The organism is Acetobacter sicerae (genome assembly GCF_011516765.1).
Taxonomy (GTDB): domain Bacteria; phylum Pseudomonadota; class Alphaproteobacteria; order Acetobacterales; family Acetobacteraceae; genus Acetobacter; species Acetobacter sicerae.
Genome location: NZ_JAAABN010000011.1, coordinates 1 through 16,984 on the forward strand (window position 1 = coordinate 1; position 16,984 = coordinate 16,984).

Genomic DNA, 16,984 nt, shown 5'->3' on the forward strand with positions numbered 1-16,984 from the left:
CTACACTCTGTCTGCATCGGGTTTTCTTATAGCTTACGAAAATTTCTTTTCTACAAAACAGACTTTTTCATAATCTAACCCGATGTACAACCCTTCTGTGAGATTTCCGCGATGATAATGACAGAAACCTCTTCTCCAGCCCCTCGGCGGCAACTCTGGAAAAGCCTGTATGTGCAGGTTCTGGTCGCCGTGGTGGCCGGTATCCTGCTTGGCTATTTTGATCCCGGACTGGGCGCCGCCCTGCGACCGCTGGGCGATGGCTTCATCAAGCTGGTGAAAATGGTGATCGCGCCGGTCATCTTTCTGACCGTCTCCACCGGCATCGCCGGCATGGGCAATCTGGGAAAAGCGGGACGAATTGGCGCAAAGGCCATGACGTATTTCCTGTTTTTTTCAACACTTGCGCTCATTGTCGGCATGGTCGTCGCCAATCTCGTCCAGCCGGGAGCCTCCATGCATGTGGACGTGCGCTCCCTCGATGCCGCCAGCGTCGGCACTTATGTAGAGCGGGCGAAGGAACATTCCTTCTCCGACTTCCTGCTTCAGATCATTCCGACAACAACCGCCAGCGCCTTCACCTCCGGCGAGATCCTTCAGGTGCTGTTTGTCGCCATCGTGTTCGGCATCAGCCTGTCGCAGATGGGGCCGCGGGGTGAACCTGTTCTCAAGCTGTTCAAGCAACTGACGGAACTTGTCTTCGGCGTGGTGCGGATCGTCATGCTCGCAGCCCCTATCGGTGCGTTCGGCGCCATGGCGTTCACCATCGGCAAATTTGGCATTGGCTCCGTTATCAGCCTGATCTGGCTGGTGGCCACATTCTACTTCACCTCGATCCTGTTCATTCTTCTGGTTCTCGGCATTGTCACGCGACTATGTGGTTTTTCGATCATCCGGCTTCTTCGTTATCTGCGCGAAGAATTGCTGATCGTGCTGGGGACGAGCTCTTCAGAGTCCGCCCTCCCCACCCTGATGTCAAAGCTGGAAGCCGCAGGCTGTGACCGCCCCATCGTCGGTCTGGTCGTGCCAATGGGTTATTCCTTCAACCTTGACGGCACCAACATCTACATGACGATTGCCGCGCTCTTTGTGGCGCAGGCGACGGATGTGCATCTGTCTCTGGGAGAACAGCTGGCCCTGCTGCTCGTCGCCATGGTCAGTTCCAAGGGCGCCGCGGGCGTCACGGGAGCCGGTTTTGTCACGCTGGCCGCAACACTGTCCGTCGTGCCGTCCATTCCGGTTGCGGGCATGGCGCTGATCCTCGGCGTGGACAAGTTCATGTCCGAGTGCCGCTCCCTGACCAACATTGTCGGTAACGCCGTCGCAACCATCGTCGTGGCGCGGTGGGAAGGCGCTTTGGACATGGACAGGTTGCAGGACGCATTGTCAGGAAGGCTCCCTCCGCCGGAAGCGCTTGCTCTGGATAACGCCGCATCCGATCATGATGAAATGCCTGAGGAAGGTGTGCACGGCTTTCATTGAAACATGGGGGCGTTCAGGTTTGTCCGTAAACCCATATCCTGAACGCCCCATGATATTCCTTCCTGTGTCAGGGAAAGGACAACTTTATTGCCGCCGCGTACAACCAGCGGGAGCAGCTCCCAATTCGTGAAGAGCGGCTGATTTACGGGGATGCCTGTTCAGGGAACTGCCTGTAGCATCATCATGCAGGTAATCCCCTGTTGCCTGCAGAAAGCTTTCGGCAAATGTCCGGGGAAACGCATTCGGACAGCACCACGGGCGATACCGACCGTGAAAACTACAACCAGGATATATATTTGCGGAATTTCTACCCAGCGCCCAGCTGAACGAAGGCAAGCTTGCCCGTCAGAAAACCGGATATCCCTACTCAGAACGTCCCGCACAAGCGAAAAGACAGTTTAATAGGCATTCTTCCTTTTGCCTGACGGGAAAAATCAATTCCGCTCTCATCACTACGCCTGTTCATTTGCAGGCATAGCGATGAGAGTGGAAATCATCCTTGCAGATCAGGATGTGAACACGATCGCCTTGTTTCCATTGAGGATGGTCCGCATCTCGATGTGATACCGTACGGCCCGGGACAGAACCCGGCGCTCGATGTCACGTCCCTTGCGGATCAGATCCTCCGGGCTGTCGGCGTGCGAGATGCGCTCCACGTCCTGTTCAATGATCGGCCCTTCATCAAGATCGCTGGTCACGTAATGTGCTGTCGCACCAATCAGCTTTACGCCCCTGTTCCATGCCTGATGATAGGGACGCGCACCCTTGAAGCCCGGCAGGAACGAATGATGAATGTTGATGCAGCGTCCTGAAAAGGCTGACGCCATGTCATTGGACAGAATCTGCATGTAGCGCGCCAGCACGACCAGTTCCGTCTGGCTCTCCTGAACAAGCGAGAGAATGCGGGCTTCCTGCTCGGTCTTCGTATCTTTCGTGATCGGCAGATAATGGAAGGGGATGCCGTAGAAATCGACATCCCGGTAGATCTCTTCAGGATGATTGGCGATGATCCCTACAGGATCGATCTGCAGCTCGCCGATCCGCCAGCGATACAGAAGATCTACAAGGCAGTGATCGAATTTCGACACAAGGATCATGACCTTGGGCCGATATGACTGGCAGTTCAGGCGATATTTCATCCCGAACCGATTTATGACTGCCTCGATAGTGTCACGAAGCTCAGTCTCTGTGTGGCCGCTTTTCATCACATCAAACATGATGCGCATGAAGAAACTGCCACTTCCCGTATCATCGAACTGCTGCGCTTCGGTGATGTTCGCGCCAGCCTCGAACAGGGTCTGGCTCAGGGCCGCCACGATACCCGGCTGATCCGGACAGCTCAGCGTCAGAATATAGCCTTTGCCGTCGGGAGAGAGCGTCGTCATAAACAAAAGTCCATTTCTGAAGAACAAAACCATTGAGCGTAACAGGGAAAGCTTCGAGCCAGTAAGCTACCAGCTTCGGACAGCCAATAGGGGAAACAGGCATTCCCTCTGTGTGGCTCATAAGGGGCGGAACATATCCTGCCAACATTAAGACGGTCTAATGCCTGTCGAGCGCTGTCGGATACAAATCCTCCCATCATCCTTACGCCGCCGTTTCTGCCCGAGGCAGGCCTATTCTTCTTTCCTGCGACAAAAGGGCCATGAATGACTCAAGGATTGCACATGCACAGCAAAATGACGGCTCCGTCTTTCGACAGGTCAAACACTCTGGAAACTGTCATGTTTATAAGCCGTCATCTGATATCGTGTGTTCATCCAGCTTCCCGACTGAACGTCCGAATATAATGAAAAAGCAGTCTGTCGATGAGCGACGGAATCAAGCAGTCAGAACGTCTGTGGCGTTCCAAAGACAGCTCAACACGCGGGAACATGGTCCGCCCTCCTCCTGACCGTAGCGTCGGGGACGAGAAGGCCATATTTCACAGGCCACAAGCCAGATTATTTTATGTCAAAATATTTCTGTATCAGCGTTAACGTACGCGTTGTCTGACTGTTCAAACCTGTACAGATTCGCGCTTTTCTTACTCCTCTCGTCCAGAAAAAACGCATTTTCACTAGTTGGCCTCCATACATACTCTCTCGACAAACCGCCGTTCCTTCATTGCACTATCGATTACACAAGACATTCTCATAAGCGAACGTTTTCCCGACAGGAGAGAATTCTTCTTCTATCGTCAGAGCGCTAATTTATTCAAATTATGAATAATTGTGATAATTTTACAACATAAACTACTTTCCTGACACACACACGATTTCTCGATGTGACGAAACATAAAGAGGCGTGCAGCGTATGTATTAGCTGCCATGCAAGAGCAGCATGGGTTTCGTCGGCGTCAGGCTGCAAAAAGAATGAAAAACAAATACTACACCCCGCGTTTCTTCTCCGGAAAACTGTCCCGCTCTCCACTTCGGCATCTGGTCCTCTCGACCGTGCTGAGCGGGATTCCTTGCATATTTGCGGTTTCCGCCATGGCTGAGACGGCGCCAAACGCCAACGTGAATCACCACTCACAGATTCCGGAGGAATATCGCATCCCCCGCACGCCACCGGTCCCCAGATCGAACCCCTGGAGCAGCAGCCTTCTGCCGCCTCTGGAATCGCGTCCGGAAAACTATGCGCAGCCACAGACCCTGATGCTGACAAAGCAGCAGTCAAACCCGGCCCTCCTGCATCAGGGATCATGGGGTATCTTCAACTCCAACACCGGTGCTGCGTCCGGCTGGGGCACTGTGGGCTACTACGCGATCTCCCGCTGGGCGGAGGACTGGTCCAATCTGCGGGACAGGAAGAACCGCATCGATTTCATGGACCCGCTGAAATACATCCCGCTCAATGACAGCGGTTCGATCTACCTGACGTTCAGCGGCAACTTCCGCCAGCACAATTTCTACGATCAGCGCGCAGGCTTCGGACAGACCAAGAAAGATCCGGCCTATCGCAACAACTTCCGCTGGAATCTTGGTGCGGATCTGCATCTGGGCGAGCATGTCCGCCTGTACGGCGAACTCATGAGCGGTCAGGCCGGCGGCATCAACTATTACGGCTACAACAATGGCCGCTGGCGCAGCAAACTCGACGCACAGCAGGCTTTTGTCGAGGTCAAGGGCCATCTCCTCCACGCCAACATGGGCGTGATGGTCGGACGCATGACCTTTCTGGACGCCCCGCCCTACTTTACCGCCGGTTCGGTCTATCCAACGATTCCCTTCTCGTGGAACGGGGTGCGCGTCTATTCTTTCTGGAAAAACTTCCGTGTGGACCTTTTCGATCTGACACAGACCAACTGGACCCTGCAGAATGTGCCGTTCCGGGATCAGGTCGGTTACAAGACACGGCTTTTCGGGGCCTACACGTCGTACGCCGTGCCGTCATTCACGTTCATGGGCAAGAAAAGCCAGATCTTTGTAGATGCCTACTACTTCGGTTTCATCCTGGCGTCGGCGCCACTGGCTCAGCAGGTTGGCACCATCACGGGTTCGACTCACCGCGACAACCCCGGCATGCGTGTCTGGGGTAACGCCGGACCGCTGGAATTCTCCGCTGGCGGCGCATGGCAGGGCGGTTACTTCAATGAAGCCAACAACGGGCCGTCCCGTCCTGTCAGCGCCTATTCCTTCAATGCGCAGGCCTCATGGCGCTTCTCCAGATGGTGGGGACGTCCGGCCATCGGCATTCAGGCGGATGACATCTCCGGTGGCGATTACACCAAAGGCAAGACCAGTTCATGGGGCAGCTATATGTCGCCCTTCGTACCGTCCGCCTACTACCTCGATATCAGCACCTATCTCGGCAATCAGAACCTGATTGATGTCGGACCCATTCTCACAATGTCTCCCACACCGAACACAACCCTGCTGGCGAAAGTGCCTGTCGTATGGCGGAACAGCACCAATGATGCGCTCTACGCAAGCGGAACGGCGGCTTATGGCCTGCGTCCTCACGGCGGCTATACAGCCACCCTCCCGCAGGCCAGCTTCACCTGGCGTGCGACCCGCCATATCACGCTCGGCATTGACGGCGAATACATCTTTGCTGGCAAATCCATGATCAAAGCGGGCGCTTCATCCGGCGCTTACGTGCAGAGCAACCTTGAACTGACGTTCTGATCGTGTATCGAACCCGAGCCATCAGCGGCCTGCGCCACGATGCAGGCTGCTCACCCAGAGTTGCTGGAGAGATATCTTTATGGGCTCCCCAATTCCGGTCAGCTGAACCACACTCTTCCCGTCGCTTTTTTCCGGAATATAGACTGCAATGACATCATCCGCTCCCGACCAGATGACCAACCTCCAGCGTCTGCGGGGTATCTTTTCCGGATCAGCGGGCAATCTGCTCGAATATTTCGACTGGTATGTCTATTCGGCCTTTGCGCTCTACTTTGCGCACGCCTTCTTCCCCGGACATGACCACACCGCCGAGCTCCTGAACACGGCGGCCGTCTTCGCCGTGGGCTTTCTGATGCGTCCTGTCGGCGGCTGGCTGATGGGTGTCGTCGCCGACCAGTATGGACGCAAACGCGCCCTCACCCTGTCGGTCGCCGCCATGTGCGCCGGGTCACTCGCCATCGCCCTCTGCCCGACCTACGCCCAGATCGGTCTGGCCGCCCCGATCATCCTCGTTCTGGCGCGTCTGGTGCAGGGGCTGAGTCTGGGTGGAGAATACGGCGCTTCGGCGACCTACATTGCGGAAGTTTCCAGCCCTGAAACCCGTGGTTTCTGGTCGGGATTTCTCTATGTCACCCTCATCACGGGCCAGCTTGCCGCCATGGCCGTGCTTCTGCTCATGCAATATGTCTTTCTGACCGCAGAGCAGATCAACGCGTGGGGCTGGCGCATCCCGTTCTTTCTTGGAGCCGCCGGAGCCGTTCTGATCTTCTGGCTGCGACGGAACATGGAGGAAAGCAGTGCCTTCAGGAAAGCCGAGCAGGCGCATGAAGAGGGCGGACTGAGAGTCCTGCTGCGTCACAAACGCGCCGTGATGACGGTCGTGGGGCTGACGCTCGGAGGCACGGTCGCCTTCTACACCTACACCATTTACATGCAGAAGTTCCTCGCCAACTCGCTGGGCTTCGGCAAGGACGAGGCGACGCTGATCTCCTCCGCCTCGCTTGTGGTGTTCGCCGTGGCGCAGCCTCTGTTCGGCGCGCTGTCTGATCGCATCGGCCGCAAGCCCCTGCTGATTGCGTTCGGCGTTCTTGGAACGCTCTGCACCGTGCCCCTGATGACCCTGCTGGCCGACACCCACTCCAAACTCGGGGCTTTCGCCCTCATCACCGTCGCCCTGCTGATGGCGTCGGGCTACACATCCATCAACGCCATTGTGAAAGCCGAACTCTTCCCGACCCGTATTCGCGCATTGGGTGTCGCGTTCCCCTATGCCGTCACCGTGTCGGTCTTCGGCGGCACGGCGGAATATATCGCACTCTGGTGCAGGCATGCCGGTCATGAAAGCTGGTTTGCGTGGTATGTCTCGGCCTGCGCCTGCTGCACGCTGATCACGGCGCTGACGCTTCCGGCACGGGGCTCCACCCTGCCGGACAATGGAAACTGAGCCGACAGGTCCGGGCAGTGGCGATACGCGGTTTTCAAACGAGGAGCTCTGCGGCGCACGCAAGTCGATAACGGTTCGCAGTTGGCTTACCTCCACGATTACTTCATGGTGTCTCATCATGATCTTCTCTCGCAGGAGCCTCTTTCAATGAACAAACACGCCCATATCGCGCTTGAGTCCCTTCTTTCCCGCTCTTCCACGGATGCCCTGACCAAGCCCGCCCCCAAGGGTGAGGAACTGGAGGCGATCCTTTCAGCCGTCATGCGTGCGCCCGACCACGGCAAGCTGCGCCCCTGGCGACTGGTCGTTGTCAAAGGCGACGCCCGCGTCAAACTCGCGGAAAAGATCGTCGAGAGCATGAAGCGGCTCCATGCCGATCCGGACCCGAAGAAGCTGGAGAAACGCTACAAGCGATTTTCCACCATGCCGATGACCATCGTTCTGGGCATGCATCTGCGTCCGGATGACAAGATTCCCCTGCTTGAACAGGAACTCGCGGTCGGGGCCGCGGGCATGAATCTTCTGAATGCCCTCCATGCCGCTGGCTATGGCGCCGTGTGGGTCACCGGCGACGTCGCCTATGATGCCGTTCTGGCGGAAGAACTGGGATTCCCGGCTCCTCACGCGCTCGCGGGCTTCTTCTTTGTCGGCACGCCAGAGAAGAAGGACCACGAGACGAAGCGCCGGCCTGTCGAGCCTTACGTGGCCCACTGGACAGGCGAACCGGTTTCCTTCGACGCCGACAAGGACTAAGGACTGGTCGCCATGAGCACCTTTTCCGATCATGACATGACCCCGGATCACGACGTCACCATCGTCGGAGGCGGTCCGGTTGGACTTGCCGCAGCACTCGCTCTGGACGCCGCCGGACTTTCCGTCGCCGTTCTGGAGCGCGCTCCCGGCGGTGTCTGGGCGGAACCGGCGTTCGATGGTCGGGAAATCGCTCTGACCTATCATGCCCGGGCGTTCCTCGAACGGCTCGGCGCATGGCGGCATATCCCTGAAAGCGTGATCTGCCCGCTGAACGAAGCCCGCATCGAAACCGGCCGGGGCAACCATCCGCTGATCTTTGAAGCGGATCAGCCTGCCGGCACGAAAGAAGCGCCGCTCGGCTGGCTCGTCTCGAACAACATGATCCGCCGCGCCCTGTATGCCGAGGCCTTGGAACATCCGGGGATTACCCTTCTGCCGGACGTCACGGTCGAAACCGTGCGCCAGGATACTGAAACAGCCGTGGTCCACTGTCAGGGCGCTCAGCCACGGCGGTTGCGGACACGGCTCGTCATCGCCGCAGACGGTCGCTTTTCTCCCACGCGGCGTCGGGCCGGGATCGGCGCCGTGATCCACGATTTCGAACGGATGATGATGGTCTGCCGCATGGCGCATGACCTGCCGCATCATAACGTCGCGCTCCAGTGGTTCGCCGAGGGACAGACCATCGCGCTTCTGCCGGTGAACGGACACGCTTCCTCGCTGGTCCTGACGCTTCCTCCTGCCGACATCCAGCGTCTGATGCACACCGAACAGGACGCGTTCAACGCCGAGATCATGGAGCGTGTCGGCAACCGGCTGGGCGCTATGCGGCTGGTCAGCACGCGGCATGCGTATCCGCTCAAATGCGTCTATGCCCACCGCTTCGCCGCCAGACGGCTTGCGCTTCTGGGAGACGCTGCGGTCGGGATGCACCCCATCACCGCGCATGGTTTCAATCTGGGTCTGCGTGGCGCGGAAGTTCTGGCCGCCGAAGTGGAAACGGCTTTTTCCCACGGTCAGGACATCGGGTCGGCTGCGGTGCTACGCCGTTTTGAACGGAAACACCGCGCCGCCACGATGCCGCTCTTTGCCGCCACGAACGGGATTGCGACGCTTTATACCCATGACGCCGCGCCCTTCCGCCTGCTCCGCAGCCTTGGCCTGCGGGTCGCGGACGCCCTTCCTCCGTTGAAATCAGCCGTCACCGGCATGCTGATGGATCGTTCTCCCGCCGCCTGACGCCTTGTGAAGCGGATGGGCGAATCCTGTCCGGGGAAACTGTTTGTCAATTTTTACACGGCAGTGTGTCTCCAGAAGGAGACGTCTGCCGCATGGACAACACGACCTATATCGCGCTGTCACGCATGGACGCTGAGCAACGCGCCATGAGCGTGCTCGCGAACAATCTTGCAAACGGTTCAACCGCCGGGTTCAAATCAGGACACATTCAGTTTGCAGACTACCTTTCCAAGCTGAAAGACGGTCCGCATGCTCCGGGTGAGAATCCGGAAGTCTATGTGCAGGACCGCGCGACCTATCGTGACTTCACGCAGGGCGCTCTCCAGCAGACCGGCAATCCGCTCGACATCGCCATCACCGGCGAAGGATTCTTCTCCGTCATGACCGCACAGGGCGTGCGTCTGACCCGTAACGGCCGTTTCCAGCGCCTGTCTGACGGAAGCGTCACGGATGCCGCCGGCCATGCCCTGCTGGACCGTACGGGACAGCCCATCGTGCTGCGCCCTGAAGACCGGACCATCAGCATTTCCTCCGATGGCACCCTGTCCACGGAAAACGGCGTGGCCGCGGAAATCGGCCTCGTGCGGGTGGCCAACAACTACGACCTGCACGGAGAAGGCAGCGAACTTTTCCGGGCAAGCACCCCGACGACACAAATGGACATCAAGGAACTCCGGCAGGGCATGCTGGAGGGCAGCAACGTCAACATGATGACCGAGACGACAAATCTCGTCGAACTGCAACGTGATTTCCAGATTACGGCCAATCTTGTCGAAAGCGAATCCACGCGTCGCCAGAATGCGATCGACAAGCTCACCCAGACCCAATCCTGATCCGCCTCCACCCCGATCTGACACAGACGAAAGCTTACCGACATGATGCGTTCTCTCGACATTGCCGGAACCGGCATGCAGGCCCAGCAGACGAATGTGGAGGTCATCGCCAACAATATCGCCAACATGACGACGACGGGCTTCAAGCGTCGCCGTCCGGAATTCCAGGATCTGATCTATCAGGACATGCGGCGCGTCGGCACGATGAGTTCCGACAGCGGCACTCTGGTTCCCGCCGGCGCGCAGGTCGGCCTTGGTGTACGCACGGCGGGCATTTACCGCATCAACGTGCAGGGAACGCTGGAGCAGACGAACAACAGCCTCGATCTCGCCATTGAAGGACCGGGCTATTTTCAGGTCACCCTGCCCTCCGGTGAATATGCCTACACACGTGACGGCACATTCTCCCTCTCCGACACTGGTCAGATCGTAACGGCGGATGGTTATCCGGTCAGCCCCGGCATCACGGTTCCAAACAACGCCCAGACCGTCACGATCGATCAGACCGGTCAGGTGCAGGTGACAGTGTCTGGGCAGACCCAATCCACGGTTGTCGGCCAGCTTCAGATGGCGACCTTCCAGAATGAAAACGGTCTGGCGGCCATGGGTCAGAACCTGTTCACCGAGACGCAGTCTTCCGGCAACGCCATCACCGGCACCGGACAGAGCGTTGGTTTCGGCGATGTCCGTCAGGGGTATGTCGAAGAATCCAACGTCAACGTCGTGACCGAAATCACGGACCTCATCACCGCCCAGCGCGCTTATGAGATGAACAGTAAAGTCATCACAGCCTCCGATGAAATGCTTCAGACCCTGACAGGACTGAAATGAGGCGTATAGCCCGTCATTTTTTTGCAGCATGCCTTGTGGGAGGCTGTCTGAACATCTCTCCCGCAGATGCAGCCAGTCTCCGCCGAACAAGCGTGCTGCATCATTCTCAGGTAAAACTCTCAGACCTTTTCAACGGAATCGCCCCCGATCAGGATTGCGATCTTGGGCCCGCTCCTGCGCCTGGGCAGAGCCTCACCATAAGCGCGCCGCAGTTAGAGGCCATTGCCCAGCAATACGGCATTGACTGGCCGGAAATGTCTGATCTGGCGCAGGCTACCCTTACCCGCGCCAGTCACACAGTGTCTCGCGATGACATCATGCCGCTGATCGTAGATGGGTTGAAGGCGCGAGGCGTTTCGGACAGCGCCGCCATCGAACTCACAAACTTTTCGGGGCCAACTGTCGCTGCTGAACTGGCGAATAACCCGCAATTATCGAACATTGTTTATGATGCTTCGCATGGCAGATTTTCGGCCTTTTTTTCCATTACATCCGATGACGCCACGCAGTCGTTCCGGGCGGACGGAACGGTCAGTTCCCATGTGGAAGTTGTCACGGCACGTACTGATCTGCCCGCAGGACAGATTATCGAACAGGCAGATATCGAAATCTCTGAGGTCGACTCACGATCCTTACCGGCCCGGGCCATCCTTGATCCGGCAGATATCATTGGCCAGTCCACACGACGGGCCATTCGTGCGCACACACCTCTCACCTCCGAGATGACATCGCGTATCGACCTTATTGAAAAAGGATCGCCTATTATTCTCGATGTTTCCTCGTCCGGCCTTCATCTCACTGCAGCAGGAGTCGCATTGGACTCTGGCGCTCAGGGCGAGCGGATTCATGCGTTAAATCCCGCATCACGGATGGTCGTTGTCGGTCAGATTATCGACAGGACACGCATTGCGGTAACGCCCGGGACGGCTCCAACCCCCGCCGATTCCAGAGAGATGCGCTCTGCAGGTATCAGGGCGCCGAAAAATATCTAGACATTTCCTGATTGGATCAGATTTTTTTCATGAAACGTTCTTTATTGCTTCTTCCACTCCTTGCCCTGTCAGCCTGTAATGGCGGCATTGGAAGTCTGAGCGAAATCGGGCATCCGCCAGCAATGACACGGACACAGGATCCGACGCGTGACACGGCCTACCGGCCGGTCACAATGCCCATGCCTCCACTACAGCCACCTCCTGCTGAAGTCGCCAGTCTCTGGAGGCCAGGAAGCCGAGCGTTTTTCAAAGACCAGCGCGCGGCACAGGTCGGTGATCTTGTGACCGTCATTGTCGACATCACTGACAATGCCACGATGGTTGATAATACAAGCGCAAGTGGTGGTGGCAGCGAAAGCATGGGCATACCGAGCCTTTTCGGTTTCCATGGCAAAGCCATTTCACACATTACAGGCTCCAGCGCCCTTTCCACGTCCAGTAACAACAGCAACACAGCGGCCGGACGTATCACCAGAAACGAAACCGTGACCGTCAGAGTAGCCGGTACGATTACCCAGGTTCTTCCTAACGGCAATTTTGTCGTTGTCGGACGGCAGGAAGTTCGCGTGAACAGCGAACTCCGGGAACTACAGGTCACAGGCGTCGTCCGACCGCAGGATATTACTGCAGACAACACCGTTACACATGATCGTATGGCAGAAGCCCGGATTTCCTATGGTGGAAGAGGACAGCTTTCCATCCTCCAGACCCCAAGATATGGACAACAGTTGCTGGATGCTGTTGCGCCATTCTGAAGACAGGCATGTACTATCAGAAAGACTTGCCTGCCCGATCGGGTAGGCAAGTCTCATCAACATCGAGCTTCCAGCGCAACATCATGCCGATTATGCGGGGTCTTTTTCTTCTAAATTTTCAACTGAAGAAATTTCAGATTTCCCAATTCAAGAAACCTGTTATCTGCAATCACTTAATATGGAGCAGAGAATATTTTTAATGCTGCACTTTTGAAAAAGTCTGCATTCAAAAAACATAAAGAAAAAATAATTTTCAATATTACACTCAACACTACCTTAGTATAAAAATATACTTTACAAAATTACTTTTAGAATTTATTTCTGCTGCTGGCCTATAACTTAATCGTGTTATGGCCAGCGCACAGAAATGTCCTTTTACTATTATATCCGCACTAAGAAAAAAGATTGCCAGTATATACGTTAAACTTTAGTGCGTATTTTCAACAGAATTTTCAGTCTCTGAAGCTGGCCATCCCAACACCTCAACCTGATCAAGATGAAAATAGTCATCGGCAAGGGATGTAATACGGATCACACGCCCAACAAGTGGTTCTGACGCCTGCCATTCAAGAGGCATTCCATCAACACCTCCGATAACTCTGGCATCCTGTTTTTCCAGAACGGTTTTCAGAGAATTCTCATCCATCCCGACCTCAATGCGAAGGCGGTTACAACGCTCCGGAGCAGAATCGCAACGGTTGAACAGTCTGATGCTTTTGATCCTGCATGGCTCATCAAGATCAACTTCCCACCAAGGGTTTTTTTCCGTATCTGTGTGAAATTGAAACGTACCGGTAAGAGTGCCGCTGGTGGCATTAATTGTCTGATCTGGAATCCAAGGATGGAGCGAGCTCTGTCTTGTCTTTTTATCAATAGCAACATTTCTCAATGCCGCCGCATCGGCCTCGTTCTCTGCATCCTGTTTCTGCCACTGGAACGCACCCAAAACAACACGCTTGTGAGCGCGACTGCTATCAGCCCTGATCTTATAGTCAAATATCCGAAGAATTCCGTCAGCAATACCAATTGGATCGGCCGCCATACAGACTTCCGTAAATCCCTGTGTCTGTTCCGGATTTTTCTCAGGATCCAGAATAGTCATTCCCCCCTGTGGGATACCATAATAATCAGCCTGTGCATTATTTACCTGATCGATCAGGCAGAAATTGCTGTAGGTCGTCATATTATAATTAATCATAAAAACATGATCACGCGGCACAAAGATACTTGTATGAAACGCTGAACCGACAAAACCGGTCACATACGGCCGATTGGCCCAGAGAGCGATCTGCTCTTCCAGTGACAATGTTTCCGGGTAAACGATTTCGACACCGTTTGCTTCCAGCCGATCGCAGATGACATCTTCATTGATCAAGCGTCTGACACCCGACTGAAGTTTCGACTTGGAAAGATAGACTGGTCGCAAATCAGGTTTATTCATCAGAGAACCCGCAAGCTTGCGTCCAACCTCATGACAGAATGTCGCATAGCGACGATAGGCAAAATTCGCTTCCTCAAATGCCGGAGCTGGCAGGATGAGACGTCTGATTTTCCGGGGAGACGAAAAACAGACAAAATCATCCAGGGAAAGATTCAACGCACCAAATAATTTCGGCATAAAACTGTTATCCCCGAACCAGAACTCCATACTCTGATGCGAGCTGTACAATATTTTAGCGTGAGGAAACCGCTCGCGGGCAGCGGACCAGAAACGGCTGAATGTCGACAGCAGGAAGTGGCCGAAATGCGAGTGGATAAAGCCACAATAGATATAGACTTCATCCGGGGCATACTCATTGATGTCCCCATATCGGTATCCCATGATGAGAGGCGGAGCTACCTCTTCGGGATTGGGCCCCCGGAAATAAGCGGATTGTAGTATCCGTTTCCGCCCCTGATCAAATATCCCACTTGATGAATTGGAATCAAGCTCAGGTACATAAACAACGTCGCACAAATCAAGTAAAGCAGGCTCTGAATCCAGAATAACCGTCTCACCATAAACTGTATTTGTTTTGCAGATCGACGACATCTAAAATTCCAGTCCATATTTATAGAACATTCATCATCTTGGGGATCACCAATACGATTTCCATCATATTTCACTACCACAAGAATAAGTTTCGGCAGAATATCCCGATGAGATAAAAATTCTACTTAGATAATCGCAAAACCCCATCAACATTGGAGAAAGGCCGTATCAGAAACCCAGAAACCTTCCATCGACAGACAATCTGTCTCTACGGGTCCATACTCCAATGAGGGCAACCGAAAACAAAAAAAGCCGACCTTTCGGTCGGCTTTTTCCTACCTGAACTCCCAGAAGAATCAGGCAGATTTCGCCATGATCTCTTCAGCCACGTTACGCGGCACCGGATCGTAGTGATGGAACTGCATCGTGAAGGATGCACGACCCTTCGTCATCGAACGCAGGTGTGAGATGTAGCCGAACATTTCCTTCAGCGGCACCTGTGCACGAACCATGACGGTCGAACCAGACGTTTCCTGACTCTGGATCATGCCACGACGACGGTTAAGATCGCCAACCACATCACCGACGTGATCGTTCGGTGTGGTGACTTCCACGTCCATGATCGGCTCAAGGATCACCGGACCGGCGTTCTTCATGCCTTCACGGAAGCAGGCCTTTGCCGCGATTTCGAACGCCAGAGCGGACGAGTCAACGTCATGGTACTTACCGTCGAGCAGGGTGAACTTGAAGTCCACGGTCGGGAAGCCAGCCAGCACACCGCTGGAAGCCTGAACGCGGATACCCTTTTCAACAGCCGGGATGTATTCCTTCGGAACCGTGCCACCGACAACCTTGTTCGCGAACTCGATCTCACCTTCGTGCGGAGCGAATTCGATCTTCACTTCAGCGAACTGACCCGAACCACCAGACTGCTTCTTGTGGGTATAGACTTCGACGTGCGGCTTGGTGATCGTCTCACGGTAAGCAACCTGCGGCGCACCCACGTTGGCTTCAACGCCGTACTCACGACGCAGACGGTCAACGATGATGTCGAGATGCAGCTCGCCCATGCCGGACAGAATGGTCTGGCCTGTTTCCTGATCTGTCTTCAGACGCAGTGAGGGATCTTCACCAGCCAGCTTCTGCAGGGCCAGCGTCATCTTCTCAACGGCGTCCTTCGTCTTCGGCTCGACGGAGATGTCGATAACCGGAACCGGGAAGCTCATACGCTCCAGAACGACCGGATCAGAGCTGTCAGCCAGCGTGTCACCCGTCTGCGTGTCTTTCAGACCAACGAATGCAGCGATGTCACCAGCATGCACTTCGGACAGTTCTTCGCGCTTGTCGGCATGCATCTGATAGATACGGCCGATACGCTCCTTGTGACCCTTGGTGGTGTTCAGGATGGTGTCACCGGTCTTCAGCACGCCACGATAGACGCGGACGAAGGTCAGTGTGCCGTACTTGTCGTTGATGATCTTGAACGCAAGACCAGCGAACTTGCCGTCCGGATCAACCGGGATGATCGGCAGATCTTTGGAATCGGTCTCTTCCTCACCTTCCGGCGGAGCGCAACGGATGCCTTCCACGTCGTCCGGAGCCGGCAGGAAGTCGATGACGGCATCGAGCAGAGGCTGAACGCCCTTGTTCTTGAAGGCCGTGCCACACAGAACCGGACGGAATTCGCCGGAAATCGTGCCCTTCTTGATGCACTTCTTCAGGGTCTCGACGGAAACGTCACCCTTCTCGAAATACTCTTCCATGGCGTCGTTATCGACAGCCAGAGCCGTGTCGAGCAGGTTCTGACGGGCTTCCTCAGCCTTTTCCTTCAGGTCTGCCGGAATTTCCTCGTCGTGGAACTTCGCACCAAGTTCGCCGCCTTCCCAGACAATCGCCTTCATCTCGATCAGATCGACAACGCCGACGAAGTTTTCTTCAGCGCCGATCGGCAGCTGCAGCGGGATCGCAACGATGTCCAGCTTCTCTTTCAGTGTGCTGAAAGCGTAGTAGAAATCAGCGCCCGTACGGTCGAGCTTGTTGATGAAGATGATGCGCGGAACATTGTAGCGGTCAGCCAGACGCCAGTTGGTCTCGGACTGCGGCTGCACGCCAGCCACACCTTCAATGATGAAGATCGCGCCATCGAGCACGCGGAGCGAACGATTGACTTCAATGTTGAAGTCAATGTGGCCCGGGGTGTCGATGATGTTGATGCGGTGGTCGTCCCACACGCAGGTCACGGCTGCGGACGTGATGGTGATGCCGCGCTCACGCTCCTGCGCCATGTAATCGGTCGTGGTGTTGCCCTCATGGACCTCGCCGATCTTATGCGACACGCCTGTGTAATACAGGATACGCTCTGTCGTCGTGGTCTTACCCGCGTCAATGTGCGCGGTGATCCCGATATTACGGATTTTCGAGAGTTCGGACTGGGCTGACACGGGGCTTCTCCGGGAAACGGCTGAACCAGAAATTCAGAGGAAAGCGACAAACACACAGGGCGCGACAGGAGAAAATCTCCCCGCGCCCTCTACCCTTTGAAACGCGACCTGCGCTCTGGCGGGCTGTGTGATC

At 55.6% G+C, this 16,984-nt stretch carries 12 protein-coding genes; 9 read left to right on the top strand and 3 right to left on the bottom strand.

Annotated elements, in window-relative coordinates:
• The first annotated feature begins 117 nt into the window (after positions 1–117).
• On the top strand, positions 118–1,479 hold the full coding sequence (locus tag GVI59_RS12420; RefSeq protein WP_173574535.1) for a dicarboxylate/amino acid:cation symporter: 1,362 nt from the start codon (positions 118–120) through the stop codon (positions 1,477–1,479).
• A gap of 506 nt (positions 1,480–1,985) precedes the next feature.
• Here GVI59_RS12420 and purU read toward each other — a convergent pair.
• Positions 1,986–2,864, bottom strand: a complete 879-nt coding sequence (purU, locus tag GVI59_RS12425) for a formyltetrahydrofolate deformylase (protein ID WP_173574536.1) — start codon at positions 2,862–2,864, stop codon at positions 1,986–1,988.
• 1,089 nt (positions 2,865–3,953) lie between these two features.
• Between purU and GVI59_RS12430 the strand changes: the two genes are divergently transcribed.
• From GVI59_RS12430 to flgH, 8 genes are all read left to right on the top strand, one after another.
• Entirely contained in the window at positions 3,954–5,591 is a 1,638-nt protein-coding gene (locus GVI59_RS12430) for an alginate export family protein (protein WP_242013086.1), read from the top strand.
• Between the two features lie 172 nt (positions 5,592–5,763).
• Entirely contained in the window at positions 5,764–7,035 is a 1,272-nt protein-coding gene (locus tag GVI59_RS12435) for an MFS transporter (RefSeq protein ID WP_173574630.1), read from the top strand.
• Positions 7,036–7,182: 147 nt separating this feature from the next.
• Positions 7,183–7,788 (top strand): nitroreductase family protein, encoded by a 606-nt coding sequence (locus tag GVI59_RS12440; protein ID WP_173574537.1) that lies wholly within the window; start codon positions 7,183–7,185, stop codon positions 7,786–7,788.
• 36 nt (positions 7,789–7,824) lie between these two features.
• A complete protein-coding gene (gene ubiM / locus GVI59_RS12445) occupies positions 7,825–9,027 on the top strand; it encodes a 5-demethoxyubiquinol-8 5-hydroxylase UbiM (protein WP_173574631.1) in 1,203 nt (400 codons plus the stop codon).
• A 92-nt stretch (positions 9,028–9,119) separates the two neighbouring features.
• A complete protein-coding gene (gene flgF / locus GVI59_RS12450; protein ID WP_173574538.1) occupies positions 9,120–9,860 on the top strand; it encodes a flagellar basal-body rod protein FlgF in 741 nt (246 codons plus the stop codon).
• A 45-nt stretch (positions 9,861–9,905) separates the two neighbouring features.
• Positions 9,906–10,691, top strand: coding sequence for a flagellar basal-body rod protein FlgG (flgG, locus tag GVI59_RS12455; RefSeq protein WP_173574632.1), 786 nt, complete (start codon positions 9,906–9,908; stop codon positions 10,689–10,691).
• Positions 10,688–11,683 (top strand): flagellar basal body P-ring formation chaperone FlgA, encoded by a 996-nt coding sequence (flgA, locus tag GVI59_RS12460; RefSeq protein WP_173574539.1) that lies wholly within the window; start codon positions 10,688–10,690, stop codon positions 11,681–11,683. Before flgG ends, flgA begins: the two co-directional genes overlap by 4 nt.
• A 29-nt stretch (positions 11,684–11,712) precedes the next feature.
• Positions 11,713–12,438 (top strand): flagellar basal body L-ring protein FlgH, encoded by a 726-nt coding sequence (flgH, locus tag GVI59_RS12465; RefSeq protein WP_173574540.1) that lies wholly within the window; start codon positions 11,713–11,715, stop codon positions 12,436–12,438.
• Between the two features lie 427 nt (positions 12,439–12,865).
• Here the strand turns inward: flgH and GVI59_RS12470 are convergent, their stop codons facing one another.
• Both GVI59_RS12470 and fusA read right to left on the bottom strand, forming a co-directional pair.
• The gene (locus GVI59_RS12470; protein WP_173574541.1) at positions 12,866–14,470 is read right to left on the bottom strand and encodes a glycosyltransferase 61 family protein; all 1,605 of its coding nucleotides are present in this window, start codon (positions 14,468–14,470) and stop codon (positions 12,866–12,868) included.
• 296 nt (positions 14,471–14,766) lie between these two features.
• Positions 14,767–16,851: an elongation factor G gene (gene fusA, locus GVI59_RS12475; protein ID WP_173574542.1), complete on the bottom strand. Its 2,085-nt coding sequence runs from the start codon at positions 16,849–16,851 to the stop codon at positions 14,767–14,769.
• Positions 16,852–16,984: the final 133 nt, after the last annotated feature.

Excerpts from the sequence above, each read along its gene's own strand:
- GVI59_RS12420 (WP_173574535.1), top strand. The coding sequence starts at position 118 with ATGACAGAAACCTCTTCTCCAGCCCCTCGGCGGCAACTCTGGAAAAGC.
- purU (WP_173574536.1), bottom strand. The coding sequence starts at position 2,864 with ATGACGACGCTCTCTCCCGACGGCAAAGGCTATATTCTGACGCTGAGC.
- flgA (WP_173574539.1), top strand. The coding sequence starts at position 10,688 with ATGAGGCGTATAGCCCGTCATTTTTTTGCAGCATGCCTTGTGGGAGGC.
- GVI59_RS12470 (WP_173574541.1), bottom strand. The coding sequence starts at position 14,470 with ATGTCGTCGATCTGCAAAACAAATACAGTTTATGGTGAGACGGTTATT.
- flgF (WP_173574538.1), top strand. The coding sequence starts at position 9,120 with ATGGACAACACGACCTATATCGCGCTGTCACGCATGGACGCTGAGCAA.
- flgG (WP_173574632.1), top strand. The coding sequence starts at position 9,906 with ATGCGTTCTCTCGACATTGCCGGAACCGGCATGCAGGCCCAGCAGACG.
- GVI59_RS12440 (WP_173574537.1), top strand. The coding sequence starts at position 7,183 with ATGAACAAACACGCCCATATCGCGCTTGAGTCCCTTCTTTCCCGCTCT.
- GVI59_RS12435 (WP_173574630.1), top strand. The coding sequence starts at position 5,764 with ATGACCAACCTCCAGCGTCTGCGGGGTATCTTTTCCGGATCAGCGGGC.
- GVI59_RS12430 (WP_242013086.1), top strand. The coding sequence starts at position 3,954 with ATGGCTGAGACGGCGCCAAACGCCAACGTGAATCACCACTCACAGATT.
- flgH (WP_173574540.1), top strand. The coding sequence starts at position 11,713 with ATGAAACGTTCTTTATTGCTTCTTCCACTCCTTGCCCTGTCAGCCTGT.
- ubiM (WP_173574631.1), top strand. The coding sequence starts at position 7,825 with ATGACCCCGGATCACGACGTCACCATCGTCGGAGGCGGTCCGGTTGGA.